This window comes from Cellulomonas pasadenensis (assembly GCF_047229365.1).
In the GTDB taxonomy this organism is placed as follows: Bacteria; Actinomycetota; Actinomycetes; order Actinomycetales; family Cellulomonadaceae; genus Cellulomonas.
Genome location: NZ_JBFTEP010000091.1, coordinates 1 through 14,661, shown reverse-complemented (window position 1 = coordinate 14,661; position 14,661 = coordinate 1). Strand labels below are relative to the sequence as shown.

The window sequence follows — 14,661 nt, the reverse complement described above, 5'->3', positions numbered from 1 at the left end:
GCCGTCCGTCCCGCCGCCGCGCCCCGCGCCGGCCTGGCCGCCCGTGCCGGGCGCGGGGACGGGCGGCGGCGACCTCGACACCCAGCCCATCCCGGCCGGCGCCCCGGCCCCCGTGCCGGTGCCAGTGCCGGTGCCGGTGCCGACCTTCGCGGAGGCCAGCGTCGCGCCGCTCGCCGTCGAGGCGGAGGCCATCGCGGGGGAGGAGGCGCTGCGCCGCGCGGAGGAGGACGCCGAGGACAGGTCGTGGGACGTGTCGGAGCCGACGGCGACGTTCGTGCGGCTCGGCCGGCGCGGCGGCGCCGCCCCGCGCGCGCACGACGACGCGCACGCGCGCGCCGCGGAGCCCGCGGACCCGGCGACCCGCCCGACGGGCGGAAAGCCGGACGGGGCGGACGGTCGTCCGACCTAGGATCGGGCGCATGTCCCGCATCCTGTCGGCCGTCGCGTGGCCCTACGCCAACGGCCCCCGTCACATCGGTCATGTCGCCGGGTTCGGCGTCCCCTCGGACGTGTTCAGCCGGTACATGCGCATGGCGGGCCACGACGTGCTCATGGTGTCGGGCACGGACGAGCACGGGACCCCGATCCTCGTGCAGGCCGACAAGGAGGGCGTGAGCGCGCAGGAGCTCGCGGACCGGTACAACCGTGTCATCGTCGAGGACCTCGCGCAGCTCGGGCTGTCGTACGACCTGTTCACGCGCACCACGACGCGCAACCACTACGCGGTCGTGCAGGAGATGTTCCGCACGGTGCACAAGAACGGGTACATGGTCGAGCGCACGACGATGGGCGCGGTCAGCCCCTCGACGGGCCGCACGCTGCCCGACCGGTACATCGAGGGCACCTGCCCCATCTGCGGGTACGACGGCGCGCGCGGCGACCAGTGCGACAACTGCGGCAACCAGCTCGACGCGATCGAGCTGAAGAACCCGCGCAGCCGCATCAACGGCGAGACGCCGAAGTTCGTCGAGTCGGAGCACTTCTTCCTCGACCTGCCCGCGTTCGTCGACGCGCTCGGCGACTGGCTGCGCACGCGCACCGCGTGGCGGCCCAACGTGCTGAAGTTCTCGCTGAACCTGCTGGACGACGTGCGCCCGCGCGCCATGACGCGCGACATCGACTGGGGCATCCCCGTGCCGCTGGACGGCTGGGAGCAGAACCCGAACAAGCGGCTGTACGTCTGGTTCGACGCCGTGATCGGGTACCTGTCGGCGTCGATCGAGTGGGCCCGCCGCAGCGGCGACCCGGACGCCTGGCGCGGGTGGTGGAACGACCCGTCGGCCCTGTCGTACTACTTCATGGGCAAGGACAACATCACGTTCCACAGCCAGATCTGGCCGGCGGAGCTCCTCGGCTACGACGGCAAGGGCGCGCGGGGCGGTGAGCCCGGCGCGTACGGCTCCCTGAACCTGCCCACCGAGGTGGTCTCGAGCGAGTTCCTCAACGTCGAGGGCAAGCAGTTCTCCTCGTCGCGCGGGGTCGTCATCCTCGTGCGCGACATGCTCGCGCGCTACCAGCCGGACGCGCTGCGCTACTACATCTCGGTCGCGGGCCCGGAGACGCAGGACGTCGACTTCACGTGGCAGGAGTTCAAGCGCCGCACGAACGACGAGCTGGTCGCCGGCTGGGGCAACCTCGTCAACCGCACCGCGAGCATGGTGCACAAGAACTTCGGCGCGATCCCGACGCCCGGGCAGCGGCAGCCGGTCGACGAGGCGCTGCTCGCCGAGGTGACGACGGCGTTCGGGCGGGTCGGCGAGCTCGTCGGCGCGCACCGCCAGCGGGCCGCGCTCGGCGAGGCGATGCGCGTGGTCGGCGAGGCGAACCGGTACGTCTCCGAGACCGAGCCGTGGAAGCTCAAGGAGGACCCCGACCGCCTGGCGACCGTGCTGCACACGACGACGCAGGCGGTGAGCGACCTCAACACGCTGCTCGCGCCGTTCCTGCCGTTCGCCGCGCAGCAGGTGCACGAGACGCTCGGCGGCACGGGCACCCTCTCGCCGATGCCGCGCATCGACGAGGTCACCGACCTGGACGACGACTCCCGGCACTACCCGGTCATCACGGGCGACTACCGCCTGGGCGAGACGGTCGCGCCGTGGCAGCCGCGCGCGGTCGTGCCCGGCACGCCGATCGCCCGGCCGACGCCGGTGTTCACCAAGCTCGACGACGCCATCGTCGAGGAGGAGCTCGACCGGCTGCGCCAGGGCTGATGGCGCGCAAGCAGCGCGAGCGCGGCTGGCCGCCCGCCCCGGAGCCGCTGCCGCTGCCCGTCGTCGACGACCACACGCACCTCGAGTCGGTCGTCGACCGGCGGGCCGACGGCTGGGACCCCGCCGACCCGGACGTGCACCCCGACCTGGCCGCGCACCTCGCGCGCGCGGCGCAGGTCGGGGTGACCCGGATGGTGCAGGTCGGCTGCGACCTCGACGCGCTCGCGTGGACGGACGCGGTGGTGCGCGCGCACGACGCGCTGCTCGGCGCGGTCGCGATCCACCCCAACGAGGCGGTGCTGCACGCGGGCGTCCGCGAGGTCGCGCCCGACGGCCTGGACCCCGACCCGCAGCCGCGGCACGACGTCCCGCTGGACGAGGCGGTCGCGCGCGTGGCCGCCGTCGCGCGGGACAACCCGCGGGTGCGGGCGGTGGGTGAGACGGGCCTCGACTTCTTCCGCGCCGGCGACGCCGGGCGCGCGGTGCAGCGCGAGGCGTTCCGCACGCACGTCGCGCTCGCCAAGGAGCTCGACCTGGCCCTGCAGATCCACGACCGGGACGCGCACGAGGACGTCGTCGACGTGCTGCTGCGCGACGGCGCCCCGGCGCGCACCGTCTTCCACTGCTTCTCGGGCGACGCGGCCCTCGCCGAGGTCGCCGCCCGGCACGGCTGGTACTGCTCGTTCGCCGGGCCGGTGTCGTTCCCCGCCAACGACGACCTGCGCGCCGCGCTGCGCGTGCTGCCGCCGGGGCTCGTGCTCGTCGAGACCGACGCGCCCTACCTCACCGTGCACCCGTACCGCGGGCGGCCCAACGGCCCGTACCTGCTGCCGGGCACCGTCCGCACCGTCGCGGAGGTCACGGGGCGGTCGCTCGAGGACGTGTGCCGGCAGGTGTCCGCGGCGGCCGAGGCGGTCTACGGCCCCTGGTGAGCCGGGTACCGGGGCCGGCGCCGGTCCGCACCCGCGCCCGTCCACGGGTTCGGGGACGCGGGTGGTCGCCGTGTCACGGATCGGTTACGGTCTGTGGCGGCGCGCGGTCGGACGGCCGTCCGGCCCGGGGCCGTCAAGGAGCCCGGCGCCGGTGCCGATGACCAGGGCGGGTCTCCCGCCACGCAGGCGCCCGACCAGCAGGACCCAGCACGACCCGACCACGCACGACCCAGGGCACGCGACCCCTCCCGCCGACCCGAAGGACACCGTGACCGGTCCCGACCGCACCCGCCGCGCCGCCGCGCGCCCCCGCGCCGCACGCCGGCTCGCGCACGGCGTCGCGCAGGCCACCGTCCTCGCCCTCGTCGTGGGCGGGACGACGGCGTTCGCCGCCCTGCACAAGGACGTGACGGTCGACGTCGACGGGCGCGAGGTCGAGGTGCAGGCCTTCGGCCGCACGGTCGGTGACGTGCTCGCCGCGGCGCAGATCGAGGTGGGCGAGCGGGACCTCGTCGCGCCGGCCCTCGACGCCCCGGTCGGCCGCACGGACCAGGTGGTCGTGCGGCACGGGCGCGAGATCGCGGTCGAGGTCGACGGCGAGCAGCGTGCCGTGTGGACGACCGCACTCACCGTCGGCGAGGCCGTCGACGGCCTCGGGCTGCGCGACGACGTCCGCCTGTCGGCGTCCCGCTCGGCCGAGGTGGGCCGCGACGTGCTGCGCGTCTCGACGCAGAAGACCGTGCACCTCGTCGTCGACGGGCAGGTCATCGACGGCGTGAGCAGCGGCGGCACGGTGCGCGACGCGCTGCGGGACATCGGCCTGGTGCTCGAGGAGGGCGACCGCGTCTCGGTCCCGCTCGACGCGGCCGCGGTGGACGGGCTCGTCGTCATGGTGACGCGCGCCGCGAGCTCGGGCGAGACGGTCACGGAGACGGTGCCGTTCGCCGAGCGCGAGGTCGAGGACGCCACGCTCGTGACGGGCACGCGCAAGGTGCAGACGGCGGGCCGCGCGGGTGTGCGGACCACGACGTACGCCCTCGACGTGGTCGGCGGCGTCGTGGTCGGCCGGACGCCGGTGGCGTCGGTCGTGACGGTGGCGCCCGTCGACCAGGTCGTCCGGGTGGGGACGGCCGCGCTGCCGGACCCGTCCGAGGTGGCGGTCGAGCCGGGCACCGCCCAGGCCATCGCCAAGGAGATGGTGACGGCGCGCGGGTGGGGCGACGACCAGTTCGCGTGCCTGCTCAAGCTGTGGCAGAAGGAGAGCGGGTGGCGCGTCGACGCGGACAACCCGTCCTCGAGCGCGTACGGCATCCCGCAGGCGCTGCCCGGCTCGAAGATGGCGAGCGCGGGTGCCGACTGGCGCACGAACCCCGCCACGCAGATCACGTGGGGCCTCGGCTACATCTCCGGCCGGTACGGCAACCCCTGCGGTGCGTGGGCGCACTCGCAGGCGAAGAACTGGTACTGACCCCGCGCGGGACGCGCTCCGGGCAGAGGGCGCGCAGAGGTCGGGCCGGGGCGGGCGTCGCGTGACGTCCGCCTCACTCGCTTGGCATCGGGGTCACAATCCCGTTACGGTCGCGTGTCGCGTTTGACCGGCGGTGCCCTGCGAGGGCCGGCCGCCGGCGCGGCGAGCGGCCGCGACCTGCGCCCGCTGACGGCCGGATCGGGGATCCGGGCCGGTGGGGCCGAGGCCCGCCCGCGCTGCTGAGGCGGGCGTGCGCGCCCGCCGGGCGCCACGGCGCACCGCTCCCCGTGCCCGGGCACGACGACGGCTGGAGCCCCGTGCAGTTCTCGACCCGCCTCCTCGGACCCACCTCCCGCGACGCAGCCGAGCCCGGTCTGCCCGACGACACCACCGCCGCCCCCGCCACGGGCACGGCCACCGCCCCCGCCCGCCGCCGCCGCTGGCTCCCGATCACGGCCGGCGCCGCCGCGCTCGTGCTCGGCGCCGGCACCGCCGGCTACGCCCACGCCCACAAGGACGTCGTGCTCGACGTCGACGGCCGCCTGCAGGACGTCTCCACGTTCGCCGGCTCGGTCGAGGGCCTCCTCGCCGAGGAGGGCGTCGTGGTCGGCGAGCGCGACACCGTCTCCGCGTCCGGCGTGCTCACCGACGGCCTCGAGGTCGTCGTGCGCCACGCCACCGCGGTCACCGTCTCGATGGACGGCAGCGAGCAGGTCGTCTGGACCACGGCGCTCAGCGCGCAGGAGGCGCTCGAGGACCTGTCGTCCCGCGCGACCAGCGTCGCGCTCGTCGCCTCGCGCTCGTCCGCCGACGGCCGCGCCGAGATGCCGCTGGACCTCACGGTCCGCGGTGCGGCGGAGGTGCACGTCGACGGCCAGGTCCTCGCGGTCCCCGAGGCCGACGCCACGGTCGCCGACGTGCTCGGTGAGCTGGGCGTGACGCTCGGTGCGCTCGACCGCGTCCGCGTCGTGCGCGACGGCGGCGGCGACGTCGACGTGGTCGTCCAGCGCGTCGTCGTGCAGGACGTGACGACGACGCACGAGGTGCCGTTCACGTCCCGCGAGCAGGAGGACGCCGCCCGGTTCACGGGCGAGCGCGCCGTCGCGCAGGCCGGCGTGCCGGGTGTGCGCACGGTCGTCGAGCGCGTGACGACGGTCGACGGCGCCGAGGAGGCCCGCGAACCCGTCTCGGACGCCGTGACGCAGGCGCCCGTCGAGGAGGTCGTGTCCGTCGGGACGAAGGCGCGCCCCGCGCCGAAGCCCGCCGCCGCACCCCGGCCCGCCGCGGCCGCCCCGTCCGGCACGGCCGGTCCCATCGCCGCCGGCGGCGACGCCGACTCGCTCAACTGGGCCGCCCTGGCCCGCTGCGAGTCGGGCGGACGCCCCGACGCGGTGTCGTCCACCGGCAAGTACCACGGGCTGTACCAGTTCTCCGTCGCCACCTGGCAGGCGGTCGGCGGTGCCGGGCTGCCCTCGCAGGCGTCGGCCGACGAGCAGACCGCACGCGCGAAGATGCTCTACAACCGCTCGGGCGCCGGGCAGTGGCCGCACTGCGGCAAGAACCTGTTCAGCTGACCCGCACGCGTCGCCGGCCCCGTCCCCGCTCGTCGGGGGCGGGGCCGCGGTGCGTCCGCCGCCGGCCGGCGGTGCCCGTGCCGCCGGACGGCGGGCGCCGGGGGCTCGTTAGGCTCGGGGCCATGCCAGCCGACGTCGCGCTCCTGGGGCCTGCCGAGATCCGGGCCCTCGCCGGGCGCGCCGGCGTGCGTCCCACCAAGACCCTCGGGCAGAACTTCGTGCTCGACGCGGGCACGGTCCGCAAGATCGTCCGCCAGGCCGACGTGCGGCCGGGCGAGCGCGTCGTCGAGGTCGGGCCCGGCCTGGGCTCCCTCACGCTCGGGCTGCTCGAGGCCGGGGCGGACGTCGTGGCCGTCGAGATCGACCCGGTCCTGGCCGGCCTGCTCCCGTCGACGGTCGCCGCGCACGTGCCGGGCCTGACGGTCGGCCCGGTCCGCGAGGAGGGCGACCGGCGGGAGGTCCGCCTCACCGACGCGGACGGCCGCGACCGGCTCACCGTGCTCACGGCCGACGCGCTCGCGGTCACGGCGCTGCCCGCCCCGGCGCCGACCGCCCTCGTCGCGAACCTCCCGTACAACGTGTCCGTCCCGGTGCTGCTGACGTTCCTCGAGCGGTTCGACGCGCTCGAGCGCGGCCTCGTCATGGTGCAGGCCGAGGTCGCGGACCGCCTCGCGGCGCCGCCGGGCAGCCGCACGTACGGCGTCCCGTCGGTCAAGGCGGCCTGGTACGCGGCGGCCCGGCGCACGGCGACCGTGGGACGCGCGGTCTTCTGGCCCGCGCCGAACGTGGACTCGGCCCTCGTGCGCCTCGACCGGCGCGAGCCGCCGACCACCACGGTGCCGCGCGCGGACGTGTTCGCGGTCGTCGACGCCGCCTTCGCCCAGCGCCGCAAGACGCTGCGCTCGGCCCTCGCGCAGCTCGCCGGGTCGCCGGCCGCGGCGGAGGCCGCGCTGCGCGGCGCGGGCCTGGACCCGCAGGTCCGGGGCGAGCAGCTCGACGTGACGGCCTTCGCGCGCATCGCCGAGGAGCTCACCGCCGCCGGACGGCCGCTCCCGCACCGACCTGGCACAGTGGCACCGTGACGGTGAGCGGTGTGCACGACCTGCCCGAGCGTGCGGTGCGCGTGCGCGCCCCCGGGAAGGTGAACCTGTCGCTACGCGTGGGCCCCGTGGGGTCGGACGGCTACCACCCGGTGTCGACCGTGTTCCAGGCGGTGTCGGTCTACGAGGAGGTCGTCGCGCGGACGGCGGGGGAGTTCCGGGTCAGCGCGGAGGGCCCGCAGGCCGACGACGTGCCGACGGACGAGTCGAACCTCGCCCTGCGCGCCGCGCGCGCGGTCGCCGCGCACGCGGGCGTCGACGACGCCGCGCACCTGCACCTCGTCAAGGGCGTCCCCGTGGCGGGCGGCATGGCGGGCGGCTCGGCCGACGCCGCGGCGGCCCTGCTCGCGTGCGACCAGCTGTGGGGCACCGGCCTGTCCCGCGACGAGCTCGTCGCGATCGCGGCGGAGCTCGGCTCGGACGTGCCGTTCGCGCTGGTCGGGCACACGGCCGTCGGCACGGGCCGCGGCGACCTGCTCACGCCCGCGCTGAGCCGCGGCGAGTTCCACTGGGCGTTCGCCGTGCAGGACCACGGGCTGTCGACCCCGGCGGTGTACCGCGCGTTCGACGAGCTGCGCGGGCACGACGCCCAGCCGCTGACCGACGAGGACGACGTGCCGCTCATGCAGGCGCTGCGGGCGGGCGACGCCGCGGCCCTCGGCGCCGCGCTGCACAACGACCTGGAGCCGGCCGCGCTCGAGCTCGACCCCGGCCTGGCGGAGCCGCTCGCGGTCGCGACCGACGCGGGCGCGCTCGGCGTCGTCGTGTCGGGGTCCGGCCCGACGGTCGCGGCGCTCGCGCGCAGCCGGCAGCACGCCCTCGCGATCGCCGCGGCGTTCACGGCCTCGGGCGTCGCCGACCGCGTGCTCACGGCGTCCGGGCCCGTGCCGGGCGCGCGCGTCGTCGGGGCGGGTGACTGACGGGTGGTCGTCGTCCCCTCCGGCACCGGCGTGCCGGCGCCGCTGCCGCGCGTCGGTGCGGCCGGCGACCCCGACGTCGCCGGCTGGTCCCGCCGCCCGCCCACGCCGGACGACCTGCGCTGGGACGTCCTGCTCGGCGGGTCGCTGTTCGTCGGCGCGATCCTCAGCTCGGTCATGTGGCGGGTCACCGGGCTGATCCCGGACCCCGCCGAGGGCTGGCTCTCCGCCCTGCTCCTCGCGGCGCAGACGCTGCCGCTGGCGGTGCGCCGCCGCTGGCCGAGCGCGGTCGCGGTGGTCGCGGGCGTCACGTTCATCGTCGGCCAGGCGCTGCTGGTGCCGGAGCAGCTGTTCAGCAACATCGCGCTGTTCATGGCCCTGTACACGGTGGGGGCGTGGGAGCCGTCGCGCACGCGCGCGTTCTGGGTCCGGGCCGTGGTCGTCACGGCGATGTTCACGTGGCTGCTGGTGTCGATCTTCCTGGCGGCCACGGACCCGGACGAGGACCTGGGGCTCGACCGGGTCGGGGCCTTCTCGCCGTTCGTGGCGTACATGCTCATCCAGCTGCTCACCAACGTCCTGTACTTCGCGGGCTCGTGGTGGTTCGGCGACCACGCGTGGGCGTCCGCGCGCGAGCGGGAGCGCACCGCGTGGCGCACGCGGCTCCTGCAGGCCGAGCGCGTGCGGGCGGAGGCGCAGGCGGTCGCGCTCGAGCGGCTGCGCATCGCGCGCGAGCTGCACGACGCGGTCGCGCACCACGTGTCGCTCATGGGGGTGCAGGCGGCCGCGGCCCGGACGGTGCTCGGCACCGACCCGGCACGCGCGGCCGCGGCGCTGGGGCACGTCGAGGAGTCGGCGCGCGAGGCGGTCGTCGAGCTGCAGGGCCTGCTCGGCACGCTGCGCGAGGGTGCCGCCGCGGTCTCCGGCGTCCCCGTGCCGCCGAGCGCCCCCGACGAGGCGCTCGCGTCGCTCGACGTCGGCCGCATCCCGCGGCTCGTCGAGCAGGCCGGCGCCGGCGGGCTCGAGGTGACGTACCAGGAGGTCGGCGAGCCGGCACGGCTGTCGCCGCTGACGTCGCTCAACCTCTACCGCATCGCCCAGGAGGCGCTGACGAACACCCGCAAGCACGCCGGTCACTCCGCGCGGGCCGACGTGCGGCTGCGCTGGCTGCCGGGCGAGGTCGAGCTCGAGGTGTCGGACGACGGCGGCACGAGCCGCCGCGCGGCCCCGGCGCCGGGCACGGGCATGGGCCTGGCCGGCATGCGCGAGCGGGTCGCGGCCGACGGCGGCACCCTCGAGGCCGGCCGGCTGCGCCGCGGCGGGTTCCTCGTGCGCGTGCGGGTGCCGGTGGCGGGCGGCGACGGCGCGGGACGCGGTGCGACGACGGGACGGGAGACCACCGATGGGTGAGCGGGTGCGGGTCGTGCTCGTGGACGACCAGGCGCTGCTGCGGGCCGGGATCGGGACCATCCTGTCGGCGCACCCGGACGTCGAGGTGGTCGGCGAGGCGAGCACGGGCTCGGAGGCCGTCGAGGTCGTGCGCGCGGTGCGGCCGGACGTCGTCTGCATGGACGTGCAGATGCCCGACATGGACGGGCTCGAGGCGACCCGGCGGATCGTCGCGGACCCGGACGTGCACGCGGCGGTGGTCGTGCTGACGACCTTCAACCGCGAGGACTACCTGCTCGAGGCGCTCCAGGCGGGGGCCGTGGGCTACCTGCTCAAGACGTCGCGGCCCGAGCAGCTGCACGAGGCGGTGCTCAGCGCGGCGGCCGGCGAGGGCCTGCTCGCGCCCGAGGTGACGCGCGCGGTCATCGCCCGGGCCGTCGACGCCCGCCCGGCACCGGCGTCGACCGCCGCGCCGCTCGTGCCGCTGACCGAGCGCGAGTCGGAGGTGCTCGTCCTCGTGGCGCGCGGGCTCAACAACGACGAGATCGCCGCGGAGCTCGTCGTCAGCCGCGCGACGGTCAAGACGCACGTGTCCAACGTGCTCGCCAAGCTCGGCCTGCGGGACCGCGTGCAGGCGGTCGTGTACGCCCACGAGCACGGCCTCGTGGGCTGACCCTGCACGCGGGCTGACCTGCGCCGTCGTCCGCGCGGCCGAGCCCGCCGCGCCGCGCCGGGGCCGCCTCCGTCCCGGGGATGAGCCGCAGGATCGGCCGCCCGCCCGAGGTGCCGGCACCCCCGTGCCGCCTAGCGTCGTCCCCAGGACGTCCGGCGCTCGCCGGACACGGCGAGAGGAGAGGACGATGCTCGAGCTCCAGGGCGTCAGCAGGTCCTTCGGCGACCGGCGCGTGCTCGACGACGTGAGCTTCACGGTGGGCCGCGGCCGGCTGACGGGGTTCGTCGGCGGCAACGGCGCGGGCAAGACGACGACGATGCGCATCATCCTCGGCGTGCTCTCCGCGCACGCCGGGACGGTGACGATCGACGGTCGCCCGCTCGACGGCGCGCGCCGCGCGCGCTTCGGCTACATGCCGGAGGAGCGCGGGCTGTACCCGAAGATGAAGCTCGTCGAGCAGCTCACCTACCTGGCGCGGCTGCACGGCTTCGACAAGGCGGCGGCGGCGGAGCGAGCGCGCGACCTCGTCGACAGGCTCGGGCTGACCGAGCGCGCGGACGACCCGGTGGAGAACCTGTCGCTCGGCAACCAGCAGCGCGCGCAGGTCGCCGCGGCCCTGGTGCACGACCCCGAGGTCCTCGTCCTCGACGAGCCGTTCTCCGGCCTCGACCCGATGGCCGTCGAGGTCGTGCAGGGCGTGCTCGCCGAGCGTGCGGCCCGCGGCGTGCCGGTGCTCTTCTCGTCCCACCAGCTCGACGTCGTCGAGCGGCTGTGCGACGACCTCGTCATCATCGCCGGCGGCCGCATCCGCGCCGCCGGCTCGCGCGACGAGCTGCGCCGGGCGCACGCGACCGAGCGGCACGAGATCGTCGTCGCCGGCGACATGGGCTGGCTGCGGGACGAGCCGGGCGTCCGGGTCGACGAGCTGGCCGCGGGCACCGCGGTCTTCGAGGCGGACGCCGCGACGGCGCAGCGCGTGCTGACGGCCGCGCTGGCCCGCGGGCCGGTGGAGTCCTTCGCCCCGCTGCGCCCGTCCCTCGCGGAGATCTTCCGCGAGGTCATCACCGACGAGGAGCCGGCCGACGCCGCCGGCCGCACGCAGGAGCCGGAGGTCGTCCGATGAGCACCACGTCCCACCCCGCGCCCGCGGCGCACGCGCCGCAGCCGCCGTCGCTGGGCCGCGCCACGCTGCTGGTCGCCGAGCGCGAGATCACGTCGCAGGTCCGGTCGAAGTCGTTCCTCATCTCGACCGCGGTGCTCCTGCTCGCCATCCTCGCGGGCATCGTCATCAGCGCGATCGTCGGTCAGCGCGAGCCGGGCGAGACCCCGGTCGCGGTCGTGTCGTCGGTCGCGGGCAGCGTCGACGGCGCGCCGGGCCTCGACGTCCGCGACGTCGCCGACCGTGCCGCCGCCGAGGCGGCCGTGCGCTCGGGCGAGGTGGACGCGGCGGTCGTGCCGGGCGGCGAGCCGCTCGGGGTCGCGGTCCTCGCGCTCGACGACGCCCCCGAGGCCGTCGTGCAGGCGCTCACGGCGGCGCCCGAGGTCGAGCTGCTCGACCCCGCACCCGCCGAGGGCGGGCTGCGCTACCTGATCACCTTCGCGTTCGGCCTGGTCTTCATGACCTCGGTGATCGGCGCGGGCTCGATGATCGCGCAGAACACCGTGACGGAGAAGCAGTCGCGCATCGTCGAGATCCTGCTGTCGGCGGTGCCGGCGCGGGCGCTGCTCGCGGGCAAGATCCTCGGCAACTCGGTGCTCGCGCTCGGGCAGACGGCCGCGATCGCGGCGGTCGCGGTGCTCGGGCTGGTGGTCACGGGCCAGGACGACGTGCTGACGCTCATCGGCATGCCGATGGTGTGGTTCGTGGTGTTCTTCGCGATCGGGTTCGTGCTGCTCGCGGCGATCTTCGCGGCGAGCGCGTCGCTGGTGTCCCGCGTCGAGGACACCGGGACGGTCCTGCAGCCGGCGATCTGGCTGACGATGGTGCCGTACTTCCTCGTCGTCTTCTTCAACGACAACGAGCTCGTGCTGCGGATCATGTCGTTCGTGCCGTTCACCGCGCCGGTCGGCATGCCGGTGCGGCTGTTCCTCAACGAGGCCGCGTGGTGGGAGCCGGTGGTGGCGCTGGTCGTGCTGATCGCCGCGACGCTCGCCGTGATCGCGGTGGCGGCGCGCATCTACGAGCGGTCGGTGCTGCGCATGGGCGGCCGTGTCGCGGTGCGCGAGGCGCTCGCCCGGTCGGCCGACGACTGAGGTCTTGACCACCGACGACGGCCGGGCCAATACTTAAGCAGCAGCCTAAGTATTGGCCCGGCCCGTCCGGCGTGGGCCCCGGCCGAGGAGGACCCATGACGAGCACCACGAGCACCACCGGCACGACCCGCTCCGTCGCCCACTCGACGTTCGTGATCGAGCGCACGCTCGACGCGCCCGTCGCCCGGGTGTGGCGGGCGTTCGCGGACCTCGACGAGAAGCGCGCGTGGTTCGGCGCGGGCGAGGGCTGGACCAAGACCGAGGAGTCCGACGACCTCCGGGTCGGCGGCACGGCCGTCGACGAGGGCCGGTTCGACGGCGGGACCCTCAGCCGCTACGTCGCGACGTACACCGACGTCGTCGAGCACGAGCGGATCGTCCTCACCTACGACATGTGGCTCGACGGCGCCCACATCTCGACCTCGCTCGCCACCTACGAGCTCGAGGCCGACGGCGAGGGCACCCACCTGCGGTACACCGAGCACGGCGTGCACCTCGACGGGCTCGACAGCGCCGCGCAGCGCGAGGAGGGGACGCGGGGCCTCTTCGACGCCCTGGCGGTGCACCTGGGAGGATGAGCCCGACATGGCTCATCTGCTCGGCGCGGACAGCGTCCACCTCACCCTCGGCACCCGCACCCTCCTGGACGGCGTCAGCCTCGGCGTCGACGACGGCCAGCGCATCGGCGTCGTCGGCCCCAACGGCGCCGGCAAGTCGACGCTCCTGCGCGTGCTCGCCGGCCGTCAGGACCCGGACACGGGCCGCGTCACCCGCGCGGGCGGCACGCGCGTCGCGCTGCTCGACCAGCGGGACGACCTCGGCTCCGGCACGGTGCTCGACGCCGTGCACGGGTCCGCCGACGCGCACGAGTGGGCGTCCGACGCCCGCGTCCGCGCCGTGCACAGCGGCCTGCTGGCCGACGTCGACCTCGGTGCCGACCTCGCGACGCTGTCCGGCGGGCAGCGGCGCCGGGTCGCGCTCGCCGCGCTGCTCGTGCGCGACGACGAGGTGCTCGTGCTCGACGAGCCGACGAACCACCTCGACGTCGAGGGCGTCGCGTGGCTCGCGCGGTACCTGAGCGAGCGGTACGCCGGCAGCTCGGGCGCGCTCGTCGTCGTCACGCACGACCGCTGGTTCCTCGACGCGGTGTGCACGCGCACGTGGGAGGTCCACGACGGCGTCGTCGACCAGTACGAGGGCGGCTACGCCGCGTACGTGCTGGCCCGCGCCGAGCGCGCGCAGCAGGCGGCGACCGTCGAGACCAAGCGGCAGAACCTGCTGCGCAAGGAGCTCGCGTGGCTGCGCCGCGGCGCCCCGGCGCGCACCTCCAAGCCCCGCTTCCGCCTCGACGCGGCCGCCGCCCTCATCGCCGACGAGCCGCCGCCGCGCGACTCCCTCGAGCTCGCGCGCACCGCCACCGCGCGGCTCGGCAAGGACGTGCTCGACCTCGAGGGCGTGACGTACACGCTGCCCGACGGGCGCGTGCTGCTCGACGACGTGACGTGGCGGCTCGGCCCGGGCGACCGGTACGGCGTCGTCGGCGTCAACGGCGCCGGCAAGTCGACGCTGCTGCGGCTGCTCACCGGCCGCGCCCAGCCGACGTCCGGCCGCGTCAAGCGCGGCAAGACCGTGCAGGTCGCCGAGCTGCGCCAGGACGTCGAGGACCTCGACGAGGTCGCCGACCTGCGCGTCACCGAGGCCGTCGAGCGCGAGAGGCGGACGATGGTGGTCGGCGGCAAGGAGGTGAGCGCGAGCCAGCTCGTCGAGCGGCTCGGGTTCACGCGCGAGCGCGCCCGCACGCCGGTCCGGGACCTGTCCGGCGGCGAGCGCCGGCGCCTCCAGCTGCTGCGCCTGCTCGTCGGCGAGCCCAACGTCCTGCTGCTCGACGAGCCGACCAACGACCTCGACACCGACACGCTCGCCGCCGTCGAGGACCTGCTCGACGGCTGGCCCGGCACGCTCATCGTCGTCTCGCACGACCGGTACCTGCTCGAGCGCGTCTGCGACCGGCAGGTCGCGCTGCTCGGCGACGGTCGACTGCGGGACCTGCCCGGTGGCGTCGAGGAGTACCTCGAGCGGCGCGCGGCGGCGCTCGCCGGCGGCGGGGGAGCCGCGGCGGTCGGGGCCGGCGCACCGGGTGCC

The 14,661-nt window shown here is 75.9% G+C and carries 12 protein-coding genes and 2 pseudogenes; all 14 read left to right on the top strand.

Going from position 1 to position 14,661, the window contains the following annotated elements; genetic code table 11:
• Positions 1–409, top strand: a pseudogene (locus AB6N23_RS12940) (hypothetical protein); the annotation flags it as partial.
• 10 nt (positions 410–419) lie between these two features.
• On the top strand, positions 420–2,213 hold the full coding sequence (gene metG / locus AB6N23_RS12935; protein WP_412866454.1) for a methionine--tRNA ligase: 1,794 nt from the start codon (positions 420–422) through the stop codon (positions 2,211–2,213).
• Positions 2,213–3,145 carry a TatD family hydrolase gene (locus AB6N23_RS12930; protein WP_412866453.1) on the top strand — a complete coding sequence of 311 codons (933 nt, stop codon included), beginning with the start codon at positions 2,213–2,215 and terminating at the stop codon, positions 3,143–3,145. The genes metG and AB6N23_RS12930 overlap by 1 nt, the downstream gene beginning before the upstream one ends.
• 268 nt (positions 3,146–3,413) lie before the next feature.
• On the top strand, positions 3,414–4,613 hold the full coding sequence (locus tag AB6N23_RS12925; RefSeq protein WP_412866452.1) for a resuscitation-promoting factor: 1,200 nt from the start codon (positions 3,414–3,416) through the stop codon (positions 4,611–4,613).
• 287 nt (positions 4,614–4,900) lie between these two features.
• A complete protein-coding gene (locus tag AB6N23_RS12920) occupies positions 4,901–6,187 on the top strand; it encodes a resuscitation-promoting factor (protein WP_412866451.1) in 1,287 nt (428 codons plus the stop codon).
• A gap of 122 nt (positions 6,188–6,309) precedes the next feature.
• The gene (gene rsmA, locus AB6N23_RS12915; protein ID WP_412866450.1) at positions 6,310–7,269 is read left to right on the top strand and encodes a 16S rRNA (adenine(1518)-N(6)/adenine(1519)-N(6))-dimethyltransferase RsmA; all 960 of its coding nucleotides are present in this window, start codon (positions 6,310–6,312) and stop codon (positions 7,267–7,269) included.
• Positions 7,266–8,207, top strand: a complete 942-nt coding sequence (locus AB6N23_RS12910) for a 4-(cytidine 5'-diphospho)-2-C-methyl-D-erythritol kinase (RefSeq protein ID WP_412866449.1) — start codon at positions 7,266–7,268, stop codon at positions 8,205–8,207. The genes rsmA and AB6N23_RS12910 overlap by 4 nt, the downstream gene beginning before the upstream one ends.
• A 3-nt stretch (positions 8,208–8,210) precedes the next feature.
• Positions 8,211–9,614 carry a sensor histidine kinase gene (locus AB6N23_RS12905; RefSeq protein WP_412866448.1) on the top strand — a complete coding sequence of 468 codons (1,404 nt, stop codon included), beginning with the start codon at positions 8,211–8,213 and terminating at the stop codon, positions 9,612–9,614.
• A complete protein-coding gene (locus AB6N23_RS12900; RefSeq protein ID WP_412866447.1) occupies positions 9,607–10,266 on the top strand; it encodes a response regulator in 660 nt (219 codons plus the stop codon). The genes AB6N23_RS12905 and AB6N23_RS12900 overlap by 8 nt, the downstream gene beginning before the upstream one ends.
• A gap of 187 nt (positions 10,267–10,453) precedes the next feature.
• Complete coding sequence (locus tag AB6N23_RS12895) at positions 10,454–11,389, top strand: ABC transporter ATP-binding protein (protein WP_412866446.1); 936 nt, start codon at positions 10,454–10,456, stop codon at positions 11,387–11,389.
• Positions 11,386–12,519: an ABC transporter permease gene (locus AB6N23_RS12890; RefSeq protein WP_412866445.1), complete on the top strand. Its 1,134-nt coding sequence runs from the start codon at positions 11,386–11,388 to the stop codon at positions 12,517–12,519. The genes AB6N23_RS12895 and AB6N23_RS12890 overlap by 4 nt, the downstream gene beginning before the upstream one ends.
• A gap of 95 nt (positions 12,520–12,614) precedes the next feature.
• Positions 12,615–13,097 carry an SRPBCC family protein gene (locus tag AB6N23_RS12885; protein ID WP_412866444.1) on the top strand — a complete coding sequence of 161 codons (483 nt, stop codon included), beginning with the start codon at positions 12,615–12,617 and terminating at the stop codon, positions 13,095–13,097.
• Between the two features lie 7 nt (positions 13,098–13,104).
• Positions 13,105–13,570 (top strand): annotated as a pseudogene (locus AB6N23_RS12880) (ATP-binding cassette domain-containing protein); the annotation flags it as partial.
• 95 nt (positions 13,571–13,665) lie between these two features.
• Positions 13,666–14,661, top strand: a 996-nt coding sequence (locus AB6N23_RS12875; RefSeq protein ID WP_412866455.1) for an ABC-F family ATP-binding cassette domain-containing protein, incomplete at its 3' end; no start/stop codon positions are given.

Excerpts from the sequence above, each read along its gene's own strand:
- AB6N23_RS12890 (WP_412866445.1), top strand. The coding sequence starts at position 11,386 with ATGAGCACCACGTCCCACCCCGCGCCCGCGGCGCACGCGCCGCAGCCG.
- AB6N23_RS12885 (WP_412866444.1), top strand. The coding sequence starts at position 12,615 with ATGACGAGCACCACGAGCACCACCGGCACGACCCGCTCCGTCGCCCAC.
- AB6N23_RS12900 (WP_412866447.1), top strand. The coding sequence starts at position 9,607 with ATGGGTGAGCGGGTGCGGGTCGTGCTCGTGGACGACCAGGCGCTGCTG.
- AB6N23_RS12895 (WP_412866446.1), top strand. The coding sequence starts at position 10,454 with ATGCTCGAGCTCCAGGGCGTCAGCAGGTCCTTCGGCGACCGGCGCGTG.
- AB6N23_RS12930 (WP_412866453.1), top strand. The coding sequence starts at position 2,213 with ATGGCGCGCAAGCAGCGCGAGCGCGGCTGGCCGCCCGCCCCGGAGCCG.
- rsmA (WP_412866450.1), top strand. The coding sequence starts at position 6,310 with ATGCCAGCCGACGTCGCGCTCCTGGGGCCTGCCGAGATCCGGGCCCTC.
- metG (WP_412866454.1), top strand. The coding sequence starts at position 420 with ATGTCCCGCATCCTGTCGGCCGTCGCGTGGCCCTACGCCAACGGCCCC.